Origin of the sequence: Citrobacter sp. Cf072, assembly GCF_030334485.1 — a bacterium.
GTDB classification, from domain to species: Bacteria; Pseudomonadota; Gammaproteobacteria; order Enterobacterales; family Enterobacteriaceae; genus Citrobacter; species Citrobacter freundii.
The window spans coordinates 590,614-605,260 of record NZ_JAOWDX010000044.1 but is presented as its reverse complement, the minus strand read 5'-3'; the positions used below and the strand labels follow the sequence as shown (position 1 = coordinate 605,260).

Below are 14,647 nucleotides of genomic sequence, written 5' to 3'. Positions count from 1 at the left end.
CTTAACTGTAGTGGTCAGAGTCGCTGTTTTTCAGCGAGGTGGTTCTGACAAGCGGTGATAAAACCTTCAAGTAACAAACGCGACAGGGCGTATTCGCTACTGTTCCATTCCGGGTGCCACTGCACGCCGAGCGCGAAAGGATGGTCATGGACGCTGGCAGCTTCCACTAATCCATCCTGCGAGCGTGCTTCCACGCGCAGCTGCGGGCCAAGGGTTTTTGCTCCCTGACCATGCAAGGAGTTAACCCAAAACGTGCTGCAACCTGGTATTAACTGAGATAGCAATCCTCCCTGTTGAACCTGGACTTCATGAGATGGCGCATATTGCTGCTCCACCGGGAGTTCCGCATCTTCACGATGTTCCAGGAACTGTGAGTGATCGCACAGGCGACGATACAGAGTCCCGCCAGTGGCGACAACTAATTCCTGTAAGCCCCGGCAGATGGCGAAAATGGGAATGCGCCTTTCGAGCCCGGCGGTAATTAGCGCCATGCTCAGAAGATCACGCCCGGGATCGGCGTCAGACTCATCGCCATTTTCACCATAGAGGTGCGGCTGCACATTGCTTGGGCTTCCTGGCAGGAAGATACCATCCAGTTTCGGTAACAGCGCGTTCAGCAATTCGGGTTCCGCGAGCGCATGGGGCAGCGCTATCGGTAATCCACCGGCATTTAATACCGCATTCAGGTACTTTTCTTGCAGAGTCTGGGTCTGGTGACCCTTAAGCCTGTTCCTACACATCACTACACCAATAACTGGCTTGTCAAATATATTGCCCATGATCGACCTCACGTTTTGGAATAAATTATTGCCAAACGGTTCCTTGTTGTGCAATTCCGTTCATTATTTTCTCAATCTAGCAGCGGAATAACCTTCTAGCAAACTTAATTTAACATTTGACAAACAATTTGTTTGCATCCAGAGTCGAATAGTGGACATTATATTTAACAGTCAAATCACAGAGCAGCTTACCAGGCCAACGGCGGTGAATCATGGAAACCAATATCGTAGAAGTTGAGAATTTTGTTCAGCATTCTGAAGAGAGACGAAGTAGCGCGTTTGCGCGCGAAGTTAAACAGTATCTGGAACGCTATCCTAATACGCAGTATGTGGATGTGCTGTTAACCGACCTTAATGGCTGTTTTCGCGGTAAGCGCCTTCCGGTTGCTGGATTGCATAAGTTAGAGAAAGGCTGCTATTTCCCGGCATCTGTTTTCGCGATGGATATTCTTGGCAATGTGGTTGAAGAGGCGGGATTAGGCCAGGAGCTTGGCGAACCGGATCGGACTTGTGTACCGGTGGCAGGCACGTTAACCCCTTCGGCCGCCGATCCTGAATTTATTGCACAGATGATGCTGACGATGCTGGATGAAGATGGCGCTCCCTTTGACGTTGAGCCGCGGAACGTACTGAACCGACTCTGGCAGAAACTTCGCCAGCGCGGTCTGTTCCCCGTCGTAGCGGTAGAGCTGGAGTTCTATTTACTCGATCGTAAGCGCGATCCCGAAGGTTATCTGCAGCCGCCGTGCGCGCCGGGTACGGACGATCGCAATACCCAAAGTCAGGTTTACTCGGTTGATAACCTGAACCATTTTGCTGATGTGTTAAACGATATCGATGAACTGGCCCGTTTACAGCTGATCCCGGCTGACGGCGCAGTGGCTGAAGCCTCCCCTGGGCAGTTTGAAATCAACCTCTACCATACCGATAACGTGCTCGACGCCTGCGACGACGCGCTGGCGTTGAAACGTCTGGTACGGCTGGTGGCGGAGAAACATAAGATGCATGCCACGTTTATGGCAAAGCCTTATGAGGAACACGCAGGGAGCGGGATGCATATCCACATCAGCATTATGAATAATAAAGGCGAGAACGTGCTGGCCGATGCGAATGGCGATGATTCCATGTTACTTAAGCGTGCGCTTGCCGGGATGATTGATCTGATGCCCGCGTCAATGGCGCTGCTGGCGCCGAATGTGAACTCTTATCGCCGCTTCCAGCCGGGTATGTATGTGCCGACTCAGGCTTCCTGGGGGCATAACAACCGTACGGTGGCGCTGCGTATTCCCTGCGGCGATCGTGATAACCATCGGGTTGAATATCGCGTGGCAGGGGCGGATGCCAACCCGTATCTGGTGATGTCGACCATCCTGGCGGGGATCCTTCACGGTCTGGATAACGATCTGCCGCTGCAGGAAGAAGTGGAAGGCAACGGACTGGAGCAGGAAGGGCTACCGTTTCCTATCCGCCAGAGCGATGCGCTGTGGGAGTTTATGCAAAACGACAATCTGCGTGAATTATTGGGTGAGCGTTTTAGCCACGTGTATCACGCCTGTAAAAACGATGAATTAATCCAGTTTGAACGTCTTATCACCGACACTGAAATTGAGTGGATGTTGAAAAACGCCTGACAGTCGTACAGGTCATTTAAAAAGAAGTCGCATCATGCGGGCTGAGCGGAGCCAGCCCGTCAAAATTGCAGGAATACCTGCCATTTCCCGGATGTCGCGTAATGGAGCGCGGGCGACAACGGGTCTTCAGATAACCGACAGAGTTTGTGACGAGGAAATGTGATGATGCCAATGTTTAAAAACCAGCCCCGCGTGAGCATCCATGGCTCCCGCAGTAAGTACGGACCGCATCTGTGCCGTGCAACATTGACGCCTTTCTTATGGCTTTCTACCCCGATACGACCCAGGTCTGCTGTTCCCACATTTCGAACGCAGATCTGGGCTCGTCGCGGGGAGGAAAGCTATGTCGACTAATTCTTCTGTGGATCTTGCAGCCCAGCCGGGCAAAGCACAGCTGCGTAAATCTCTCAAGCTGTGGCAGGTAGTGGTGATGGGGCTGGCCTATCTCACGCCGATGACAGTGTTTGACACCTTTGGCATTGTTTCGGGTATCAGCAATGGCCATGTTCCAGCCTCCTACCTGCTGGCCCTGGCGGGCGTACTGTTTACCGCCATCAGTTACGGAAAGCTGGTGCGCCAGTTTCCGCAGGCCGGTTCGGCCTATACCTATGCGCAAAAAGCGATTAATCCGCATGTGGGGTTTATGGTCGGCTGGTCTTCACTGCTTGACTACCTTTTCCTGCCGATGATTAACGTACTATTGGCGAAAATTTACCTTTCCGCGCTATTCCCGGGGGTTGCGCCATGGATTTGGGTGGTGCTGTTCGTGGCGATCCTTACCGCGGCCAATTTGAAAAGCGTTAACCTGGTGGCGAACTTCAATGCCCTGTTTGTCCTGGTGCAGGTGGCGATCATCGTGGTGTTTATTTTCCTCGTGGTGCAGGGGCTGCACAAAGGCGAAGGGGTCGGGACCGTCTGGTCGTTGCAACCGTTTATCAGTCAGAATGCGCATTTGATTCCGATTATCACCGGCGCGACCATTGTCTGCTTCTCGTTTCTCGGCTTTGACGCGGTAACGACCCTCTCTGAAGAGACGCCAGATGCTGCGCGCACCATTCCAAAAGCCATTTTTCTTACCGCGCTGTACGGTGGACTGATCTTCATTGCCGCCTCGTTCTTTATGCAACTGTTCTTTCCGGACATTAGCAGATTCAAAGACCCGGATGCGGCGCTGCCGGAGATTGCGCTGTACGTCGGCGGCAAGTTGTTCCAGTCTATTTTTCTGTGCACCACCTTTGTGAATACGCTGGCGTCAGGTCTGGCGTCGCATGCCAGCGTTTCGCGCCTGCTGTACGTGATGGGCCGCGATAACGTCTTCCCGGAGAAATACTTTGGTTATGTCCATCCCAAATGGCGTACTCCCGCGTTGAACGTCATCATGGTCGGGATTGTGGCGCTGTCGGCCCTGTTTTTTGATCTGGTGACCGCCACGGCGCTGATTAACTTTGGCGCGCTGGTGGCCTTTACCTTCGTTAATCTGTCCGTGTTTAACCACTTCTGGCGTCGTGAAGGACGTAAGCATACCTGGCAGGAAAAGTTGCACTATCTGGTATTGCCAATGGTCGGTGCCGCCACGGTAGCCGTACTGTGGGTGAATCTGGAAGTGACATCGCTGACGCTGGGACTGGTATGGGCCGGCGTTGGGCTGGTGTATCTCGCGTACCTGACCGGACGCTTTCGTAAACCGCCGCCGCAGTTTGACGCCGCGAAATCTGAGCGCGCCTGGGAGTGATGGAAACGGAATCGGCAGAGATCTGGTAATGACGATTAATATTTAGCAGTGGCCAGATTTACACCATCGGATGTGAAAGTCGGCCGTAGCTTTCGGCTAGTCAAATGAAAACGGTATGCCACGGTGGAAAGTCGTGGCATACCTGCTTAGCGGTGTTGTTTACTGAACCGCAAGTCGATTTTTTTCCCTGATGCGATTGATCAATTCCATTTGCTCGTGGGTTGCCCTTACCAACAAACCGTCCAGAACGGCATCGTTATATTGTTCACTTGAATAGGTTAATTCAAATAACCCCATCTTAATGATAATATCGCGAACCGCTTCATTTGGATCGTTAGCAAGTCTCAGTCGGATTTTCTGGCTGCTTCGTGGAGCAAGGAGCCCACTAAACAGGCACCGAGCCAAATCGCTTCGAATCGTGACATCAGGATCATTTGCCAGTTGCTCTTGCACCAGAAGAGAGAGCGGATTCATGCGATCTGATTCTTCAATCAACTTTCTTTTAACGCTGTTATCTATATCCTTTGCTAACAATATCTGGACCTCTGGCGTTAACCTTTTATTTTTCGCCAATGCGAGCCTTATTCTGAGATCGTTATCTTTTATCAACCGATGCTGCACTTCTTCACTCAGTGGCGAATTGAAGAGTCCTTCCGAACCTCTAGCCAGTGCTTCCCTAACACAGATGGCATCATCTTCTACCAGTATGAGTTGTGCCGACGGATGCAGTTTAGGATAAGAGGCCATTTTCTGGCGAATTGACAGATCGCTATCTCTGGCAAGAAGGGTTTGTGTTAGAGGATTCAGTGTAAAGAGATAGTTTTCCTCCTCTGGTATCAGGTGGGCACGTACTCTTTGGTCTCTATCGTTTGCCAATTTCACCTGAACTGCTTTTCCTGGGCTTTGTGAGGCCGCAACTGCGCAGCGTACTTTGACCGATTTATCGTTCGCCAGTTGCCATTCGATCTCGCGATCTGTCCACCAATCACGTAACAGGGCGATGCGAACCTTGTCTTCATCATCAAGGAGCAGCTCGTGGAGAATCTTAGTATTCGTATTTTGGTTGGCCGCCAGTTTCTGACGCACATTGGCCTCTTTGTGCGTAACCAACTCTTCTTGCCCATCCCTACTCAACGCCGGGTTACTGGCTAACGCTTCGAGTATCTCTACGCTGCAGTTCTCCAGATTCAGGATTTTATTCTGTAGGGCTTCCGATAGCGCGGAATTACCAGCCAGCGCTAGCGCGATTTTTGTCACACTCTTCGTTGATGGTAAACCTGAGTTTGCCCTCATGCTGGCTAAAATCGACTGTACGCTTTCCATCGCCGTGGCCAGATTGTTTACCGCCAATTCTGTTTTATAGATGCGTTCCATTAACGGTTCGCCGATTTGTGGGTTGCCCGCTAGATTCTCGCGTATCGCAGCTGAGCCCGAGTCGTAAAGCTGCGTATAGTACTCTTCATTGAGATGCTGATTTAGTGCAAGCGCCAGTTGTACTTCCTCTTCATCCTTTATTAATTTACCAATGATTGGAGCGGTAAGGGCATTGTTCCTGGCCAGTTGAACACGGATTTCGCTATCATGCATTTCAGCGAGCTGCGCCATGATTGGACCCGTCAGGTTGCGATTACCTGCTAACGCGTAATGCACTTCCTGGTTACCGTTATCCAGTAATTGCTGTTGAGTTAATGCACTTATAGTGGCGTTACTTGCCAGCTCTTTTTGAACATCGTAGATATCATTGGCTAGTCGCTGCTGTACTTCACTCGGTAGATTTTCAGTGTAAGCCAACGATTTTCGAACCTGATGGTTTTGATCCATAGCGAGATGATGTATAGCTTTCTCTGGCAGCGAATTGCGCCAGTGTACCAGGCGTGCACGAACATCATCATCGCTATCATCCATTAAGGTACAGATCGTGTCGTCCGCAATGTTAGCATTGCCAGCTAATGTCTCACGTACTTCTGTGCAGCTGTCTTTGGTCAGTTGTTCCTGAACCTCAGGGTGAAGAGCGTAATTGCTGGCAAGGGCAATACGAATTTTTTCTGACGGATGCTGGCTCAAATTGTTTTGCAACAGGGCGCTATCAAAGTGTTTGCTACCGGCGAGTTCTCTAAGAACTTCATCTGTGTCCTTGAGCAAAGAGTTTAATGCGGGATTGGACAGATTAGGGTGTTCGGCAAGTTTGCGACGAACCGAGACACGCGTATCCTGAGTCAGCCGTATCTGTGCGGTTGCAGTCAGGTTGGGGTTAGACGCTAATGACTCCCTAACTTCCGTACATTCATCTTTTGCTAACTCTAGTTGTACAGCTTCCGCGAGTAATCCTTCACGGCGGCGTTTAGCCAGTGTTTCACGCACGTCCTGATCGCTGTCCAGCGTCAGGATCTGCTGTACCTTTTCGCTAAGCCCATCAAGATCTGCTAGATCTTCACGCACGGTAAAATCGCGGTCCCTTGCCAGTATTTCCTGCGCCTCAGGGTGAAGATTGCTATTGCGCGCCAAACGTCGGCGAATAGAGACCCTGGAATCCTTCGCAAGTTGTAATTGCATTAATTTACTGAGATTTTTATTGGTAATCAGCATCTCGCAAACGTCTAATTCTGGATCACGCATTAAATGTTGAAGCAATGTACTATCTGTGCTGTTGCTGGCGAGCTGGAGTCGATGTTGAATAGTGAGCTGAAGCCGTTCGAATTGTGTTGCCATCAGATCATGCGGTGCATTTGCATGTATACAGGCCAGATGTAAAAGATCGATGTCAAACTCAGGCTGGTCATTAACAATGTTAATACGTTGGGTGAGTACCTGCTCAGGACAGTTCGGGTTACGATATACTGCTTTGCGTACGTTCAGGTCTGCATCTGCCGCCAGTTTTTCCAGTAAATCATCCGGACAATCTTCGCTATTAGCGACCTCTGCGCGGCGCAACGAGTTTGCACTATCCGCCATCTGAATCATCTGCGCTACGCTAAGACCATCGCTGGTGGAAGCTGGTTTGAGCTTGAGTTTCTCAAACAACTCTTCGTATTGGGCAACCTGTTCACGCAGGGTCTCACGTAACGGAACTGTAAGCTGGATAGCAGCTTCCAGATCTTTCAGCTCCAACTGGCGGTTTTCAAGGAATGCTATTTCTCGAGCTTCGTTGATAGCATTCTGAATATCTGCACCTGCATAATCACGGCACTGTGTTACCAGCTTATTGCGTTCATTCTGGGTCAGTTCAAGCGACTCACCTTTCAGATGGATGTCCAGAATAGCTGCTCGCTCTACGCCGTTGGGGAATCCGACGTAAAACACCTCATCGAACCGTCCTTTACGCAGCAACTCTGGAGGGAGCACGGTAATATTGTTAGCAGTGGCAATGACAAATACCGCACCGGTTTTTTCTTGCATCCAGGTCAAAAAATAGCCGAAAAGTCGTGAGGAAACCTCCGAACTACTGCCACTGTTCATGCCGACAAAGGCTTTTTCCAGTTCGTCGATCCACAAAATACAGGGGCTAATTGATTCTGCCATTGTTAGCGCCCGACGCATATTATGTTCACTTTCTCCGACGTACTTACCCAATAATGAGCCGATATCAAGACGTAGGAGTGGCAACTGGAATAAACCGGACGCTGCTTTGGCTGCAAGAGACTTCCCACAACCGGGCATACCGGCGATAAGTACACCTTTAGGCGCCTGTACGCGTGAATCGCGAGCTTCACTCAGGCGGCGGAAAATCTGGGCGCGGCGAGTGAGCCAGGTTTTAAGGTTCTCAAGACCGCCGATGTCAGTTGCATTTTCGATTACGTGCAGCATCTCAAGCACGCCACTTTTTGCGATAATCTGCTCTTTCCCATGCTGGATAAGAGCCAACGCCTCGTCATTAATTTGTTCATGCTGTTGACGAACTAGTGCTAATACTGATCGGATCTCTTCCTGGTTCAGTCCGCAACACGCAGTATGCAGACGCTGATGCATATTTTCCGGGACAAACAGATCAAGCATCTGGCAAAAACTGCTGAGCTGCTGGTTAATTTCCTCACCCTGGGGCAGTGACAGGGGGAGCAAGGTGATTTGCGACTCGATTTGTACTGGGATGTGCAAAGTTTCTGAAACAAGTACTACAGCCGTTTTGCTCCGGTGGTGCCGCTGAATGCGGTTGAGCAATTGCTTTAACCGTGCAACGGCGAGTGGCTGGTTTTCCAGTGCACTGCGGGCATCTTTAATGATGAGGAGTTTTCCGTCCAAATCGTCATCGAGCAGCGAAGGTAAACTTTCTGCTAGTTCGGTGGCCTGACTCTGCGTGTTCCGAGGCTGCTTGTTATGGAAATCAACCCAGCCATATCCAAGGTTCCACTCTTTGGGAGACAGTGTCAGTTCTGTACTTATTTCCTGCAATAGCGTATCGACTCGGCTTTCTTCGCCGGAGTGGATGTAAAGCCCTGGATATCCAGCGAGGATATGGGATTTTATCTTGGTCTTAAGTTCGAGCAGATTCATCAGTATTTACCAGAATGAGAAAAGGTTTGAGGCAAAGTTACTGATACCCCGGCTAAAGGACTTAATGACATGACTCGTATTTTCAGTAACACTGGCAATGACTTTGGCAGCTGTTTTGGCAACAACCTTGCCCGCGTTATAGACGATTTCACCAATTTGCCCACCCGCTATACCACCTGCGACACCGCCAACAAACCCTCCAACGGCTGTACCGACTGGACCAAATACGGTACCAATCGCTGCGCCCAACGTGGCCCCCTCCGTTGCACCAGCAATAGCCATTGTCGTGGTTATAGTGGTGTTACCGATGGCATCGAGCGCTTCCTCTCCAGTCAGTTCACCTTTGCCCAGTTTATAAAGTACCTTTGCATTCTGTATGCCCACGCAGACGATATTGGTAATTAGGCCCGCAGGTGTACTGCGTAAGGCTGCGCCAAGAAAGCCGTTCTTGACAGCGACTACGACCGCTCCGGAAACAGCAACCTGTATAGCTGTTTGCGTACCGGTACGCAGCGAGCTTTCGAAAAAATCGTTGAGGTCTTCACTGGTGGATGGATTTTCACGACCGTTCAGGCGATTCCAGGCACGCCTTGCAAGGATTCTGGTTCCCTGCATACCCACCGCAATACAGGCACCGAGCACAGCCTGTTTACCAATTTGCTTGGCAATATCAATACGATTAGTGTCATTCCAGTCGTACTGACGCGCTTCGGCATCTTGTTGAGCTTTTTTCTGTAATTCTTTTGCTTTCTCTTTAGAAAGTGGCTGAGAAGACACTCCGTCAGCTTCAATAACCTCTGTGCTGTTGACCACATCTGCGCCTTGCCCCTCGGGAACTAGCGCTTGTTGATCGTTATAGTCGCCCCGATTGAGCTGTGTATTTGTGGCGTTTGAGTCAGCACCATATTTCGACTGATATTTGCAGACCACATTGCCGTTGCCGTCAACAATCTCAATATCAACGGAGTTTAGCTCCTGTGAACCAACAACCCGTGCACGATACGGACTGCCTTTGGTGGTTGCATCGATATTAAATGTATCGACGTGATGCTGTTCCGCAACAAGACCATCTAGATTGGGGTTTTGGTTGATATTCCCGGCCAGCGTGGTGATTGTTTTGCGCGCATTTTCGTTAGCGTCTACCAAGGCGCTATCGATAAGGCTGGCGTATTGGCCTACGTGTACCGAACCGGAAACTGCTGCATTTTTTTCTATCTCGCCAGCCAACCAGGAGGCACGGCTACGACCTTTATCCATATGCTGCTGTAATGAGTCGCGAGACTGATTAAAGGCTTCCGTAGAGCGTATTATCTGCCGACGAGTGTTTAGTAACTCTTCTTCGTTTTTCCAGATCTGTGGATATTTACGAAATTCATCATCCAACCATTGCCCCAATGGCTGATCGCCGCGAGCCTGGCAGGAGGTTACGAAAGAGCTAATAATGGATGCGGTCTGCTCGGGAGCATTAATCTCCTCTACAACTTGCAATTCTACCTGTGTGATGGAGGAAAATTCATCATCGTTAATATTCTGAGCGAGATTATTATTTTGTTGTGTCATCATTTTTACCGTTAAATCTGCTGTGTGATATATCATCAAATGACTATGATAATTGACGCAAATGATATTAGCCGTAATGCTAAATGCAGACTAGCGCAGCGATCACTAATATTGATTATGAACTCTATGACTGAGGTAGCCAAAATCTTCAGGTTGCCACCCGATTTAAAGCTTCTTGGTCAGTTTCTCATTAGGGATTAATTTCGGGGAAATACCACGTTTTTAAGGCTAAACCAGCCTATCATGCAGGAAAGTCCTTCTCGCCGTTTTTTTTGCACAATACAAAACCTCCATATGGAGGAGCATTAATCTCCATATAAATTTCAAAGATCCTCTAAAAAAACCCTTATTTTTAGGAGGGGGGAGGCTCTACAACTCATGGCTGTATGGCAATATCTGTAGACTGATAGGTAGCAACAACACGATGTTATGACGTTAAGTTGTATAGTGTTTTGCTTAATTAATATGCAGTTTTAGTTAAGGGAATAAAAAACCGGCACGGGAGCCGGTAAGTGGAACAATGTAGGAATATAATTATTATTATAATTCAGCCAACTCAATAGGAACGGGTTTCCCTATATGGTATCCCTGTAACCAACCAATACCCATGGTAATTAGCATCTTTTCAATTTCCTCATTTTCAACAAACTCAGCTACCACTTCCATATTTTTGAGTTTTGCTACTTCGCAGAAGGATCTGACGGCGCATCGACTAAATTCATCGGTCAGTATATTACGGATGAAGGAGCCATCAATTTTCAGAATATCTGCGTCTAATGTTCTGAGTCGTGAATAGCTTGACGCCCCTGTGCCAAAATCATCAATAGCAATTTTAGAACCTGCTTTACGTAATGCTCTCAGAACATCAGTGACATTAGCGTTGTCAATGATATCTGATTCAATGATTTCAAAAATTATACGTTTAGGTGCGATGGAATATTTTCTAAACAATGTGAAAACATTATCAAGAAAATCAATTTTATTAAGCGAGTCAGGTGTCAGATTAATGGAGAAATGACTGTTCGGGTCAGATTTCTGCCGTGACTGTATAAAACGAAATGTTTGCTCTATAACAGTGATATCCAGTGCAGGGAGTAATCCTGCTTCGCGAGCAACCGGTAGAATGGTATCTGGAAAGATTAACTTACCATCAACCATTTTTATCCGAATAAGTATCTCGTGATAACGTGTCAGTCCCGTAGTTGAAACGATAGGCTGAACAACCAGCATCGTTGATACGACGGGTTGAGCCATAAGCTCAAACGATTTTCTGTCAATTGCTTTTTGCAACATATGACGAATGACAGCCTGACTGACAATTTTATCACCTGGCACCTGCGGGCTGAGTAACAACGGTTGCCCCTGCATTAACGAGATGTAGCTTTGGGTATTAAGATGTTTAATTGCTTGTGATAAATTTTTAATCAGGTTTTTCTCGGTGGTATATGCCACACCACAAGATAGTCCCAATTGGTAATCCTTCCAGATAAAACGAAAAGAGTTTAGGTCTTTGTAAAGAGTAGGAATGTCAGGGGCAGTATTAAGGCGAAGAATTATTCCATGACCAGGTGCGTAATAAATGTTACCTGTATCCTTAATCAATTTACGTACATATGAGCTTAGCGCTTTTACAAATTCAAAACGGAATTCTATTCCATGGGTTTGCTCCAGCGTATTCAACTCTGTACAACGGATGTAACACAAGCACTCTGTTGCGTGTTTACGGATGTCCATTTGCAGGGCCTGAAAGTTAGGCAGTCCGGTATTAGGCTCTGATCTAAAAAGTTGTTTGAGGCGGCGGAGATATTTTCGGTTACGGACTACAAGTACACCGGTAACAACAATCGTAAGAGAAAAGACAAACACTATCGTGGAGGAAATCATGAGACGATGTAAATAATTATTATAGTTATCCGGCGAAATATAACTGTTTATATAATATCCCAACAGGATGAGCATTGTTACCCATACAGGGGATATAAAAGCATGGCCAATGCAGATCACTCCCCACAGCATTACTGGAAGTAACCACAGTAATGAATAGTCTGTAAATATAAGAATATCTTCTCTGATGACGATCAAAGCGGACATAATGCAGAGTAACAGCACCAGCCATAATACTTGATACAGAATAGGAGGGCCGGATTTTATCAGCGTCTTCACTTGTCTGATGTATAAAATGCACCATGCAGGGTTTTGAACGCTTCTAAGCAACAGATAACAAAAAGGGATGCCAGTCAGGCAAGAGTTCATCAACCACTGTAAGTTAATTAGTGTTTGTAGTGTAAAAAGGTTTGTGATCGGTGCTGAGGCAGTGTTCGACTGGAGCCAGTAATCAATTGAGATGAATAGTAAGGCGTTGCAACACACGAGCCAGACAATACGCAGGGTTGTAAGCTGGCTACGACCAAAGCTAACCGCGCCTCGTTTACCTGTCGAGAAAAAGTAGAGTGTCTGGCTAATGAGAGCAGCCAGCAGCTGTGCCGTTAGCGTGAATACCGAAGATAAAGAGTAAGAATAAAGGGCATACAAGAAAAAGGCACCCAAAATTGGCAGCGCCTTTTGCCGGTATAAAACCAGCAGTGCAGAAATAAGAGGTAAAGTGAGATCGTAAAAATGCAGTGTTATACCCGCAACATCCTCTTGCTTACTGAGATGACCAGCGACCAGCTGTAATGCAAAAAACGCGATGCCTACACAAAAATAGCCTCTAAATGTATTAATGAAATTTATATTTTCAGTTTTTCTTAGCAATATCATCATTCGCAATTTTCAGTGAGTTATCACCGTTCTCGATTTAAGTCATCTACTTAAAAAAGGTTAGACTGGAGGTTTGAAATGTGTATTTTTGGATGTTTTCGCTAATTGAAAACCATTCTAAAATATGTTATGTGAATTTTTTAAAGGTAACCTCGATAATTTCCGTGTGTTTCACAACGCAGGGAAGAACAATTTTTGTGACTGTACTGATAATAAAAATTCCGTCAGTAGCCATTATTTAAGACAGAATAGACGATCGATAAAAACGATCAATATAAATCTTTTGATAGATTTTATCGATAGGTTTGGCAGATCATAAATACCACGAAAGATCGATAAAATCTATTAAAATGTTATTTTTTAAAGGTGTTTATTTCATAAATGTTAATTGAGCACTTTGTTTATTAAAAATTAACCTATGCAGGCATCCTTCTAAAGGAATTATTATGATATTGGCAGGAAAGTGAGTTTCCCCACCTTCCCACAATACACTCAATTGTTAATCATTAACGAGATTGCTGCTGTGTCGCGCAGTGAATGCCGCCGCCGCCAGCTGCAATGCCATCAATATTCAGTTGTATAATTTCACGATCGATAAACTGCTCCTGCAAAATAGCATGGGTATTACGATCGGTGCGCTTATCGCCAAATTGTGGTGCAATGACGGCATCATTACATAGATAAAAATTGATATACCCTGCGGCAAAATCATCACTCGCATAAGTCTGGCGGATGGTAGAAGGTCCTTCCAGCGTGACTACCTTCAACCGTCGGCCTTTGGCATCCGTGGCGGCTCGTAATATGTCCAGATGACGTCGGGTGATCGCGTAATCAAAGGACGACGGATCCTGCTCAAGACCTGTCACCACCGTACCCGGATGCGTGAACCTGGCATAAAAATCTGTATGGCCGTCGGTAATATCCTTGCCGGCAATACCCGGCAACCAGATGATTTTCTCCAGACCTAGCAGTCGCTTAAGTTCTTCTTCGCATTCGGCTTTGCTGACGCCGGGATTACGGTTGGAGTTAAGCACGCAGCTCTCGGTAATAATCGCCGTGCCTTCGCCGTCTACCTCAATACCGCCACCTTCCAGAATCAGCGCCGAGCGGATGAACTCGGCATGAACGTAATCAGTAACGAATTCAGCCACATCGGCATCACGTTCGTGCTCTTGCTTATTGCCCCAGCCGTTGAAATTAAATCCCACACCGCCGAGCGCACCGCTGGCGCTTATCACAAACACCGGCCCGGTGTCGCGGATCCACAAATCGTCTATCGGGTGAACCAGAAGATTGACCGACGGTCCGCACAGACGCGCGGCGAGCTCGCTGTCTTCTTCGCGTACCAACATATTTACGGGTTCAAATGCGGCGATGGTTTTAGCAACTAGCGCCAGGTTTTCCTGCACCACCGGTAGCAGATGAGGCTCCCAGATCTCGGCACTGGCACCAAACGCCATCCAGGTTGCCGCATGCGGTGCGCCTTCATCCGGCATTTGCCAGCAGCGGTCCTCTGTTGCGCGGGCAGATTGGCTAAAACTGATGCCTGTCATACCGGCGAGTAGCATACTCGTTGAAGTCACCAGACCTTGCCAGACGAACGAACGTCTTGTCACCATAGGATTAACCTTTGCGTATATTTATCTGATATTGGATGAATAAAATAATAATAGATAATTAATGTTCTGCGTATTTTA

7 protein-coding genes are annotated in these 14,647 nt (G+C 47.7%); 2 read left to right on the top strand and 5 right to left on the bottom strand.

Annotated elements, in window-relative coordinates:
- Positions 1-14: 14 nt before the first annotated feature.
- Positions 15-779 (bottom strand): gamma-glutamyl-gamma-aminobutyrate hydrolase, encoded by a 765-nt coding sequence (gene puuD / locus OGX66_RS11850; RefSeq protein WP_043015313.1) that lies wholly within the window; start codon positions 777-779, stop codon positions 15-17.
- A 212-nt stretch (positions 780-991) separates the two neighbouring features.
- On the opposite strand from puuD, the gene OGX66_RS11845 reads away from it, so the two are divergent.
- Together OGX66_RS11845 and OGX66_RS11840 are read left to right on the top strand one after the other, a co-directional pair.
- Positions 992-2,410: a glutamine synthetase family protein gene (locus OGX66_RS11845; RefSeq protein WP_086503736.1), complete on the top strand. Its 1,419-nt coding sequence runs from the start codon at positions 992-994 to the stop codon at positions 2,408-2,410.
- A 343-nt stretch (positions 2,411-2,753) separates the two neighbouring features.
- Positions 2,754-4,142 (top strand): APC family permease, encoded by a 1,389-nt coding sequence (locus tag OGX66_RS11840; RefSeq protein ID WP_003838705.1) that lies wholly within the window; start codon positions 2,754-2,756, stop codon positions 4,140-4,142.
- A gap of 159 nt (positions 4,143-4,301) precedes the next feature.
- Here the strand turns inward: OGX66_RS11840 and OGX66_RS11835 are convergent, their stop codons facing one another.
- The 4 genes from OGX66_RS11835 to OGX66_RS11820 all read right to left on the bottom strand — a co-directional run bounded on the left by OGX66_RS11835 (position 4,302) and on the right by OGX66_RS11820 (position 14,569).
- The gene (locus OGX66_RS11835; RefSeq protein WP_286511557.1) at positions 4,302-8,630 is read right to left on the bottom strand and encodes an AAA family ATPase; all 4,329 of its coding nucleotides are present in this window, start codon (positions 8,628-8,630) and stop codon (positions 4,302-4,304) included.
- A gap of 6 nt (positions 8,631-8,636) precedes the next feature.
- Positions 8,637-10,193, bottom strand: coding sequence for a hypothetical protein (locus OGX66_RS11830; protein WP_032937030.1), 1,557 nt, complete (start codon positions 10,191-10,193; stop codon positions 8,637-8,639).
- A gap of 537 nt (positions 10,194-10,730) precedes the next feature.
- On the bottom strand, positions 10,731-12,953 hold the full coding sequence (locus tag OGX66_RS11825) for an EAL domain-containing protein (protein WP_286511555.1): 2,223 nt from the start codon (positions 12,951-12,953) through the stop codon (positions 10,731-10,733).
- Between the two features lie 503 nt (positions 12,954-13,456).
- Complete coding sequence (locus OGX66_RS11820; protein ID WP_136345783.1) at positions 13,457-14,569, bottom strand: agmatine deiminase family protein; 1,113 nt, start codon at positions 14,567-14,569, stop codon at positions 13,457-13,459.
- Positions 14,570-14,647 lie beyond the last annotated feature (78 nt).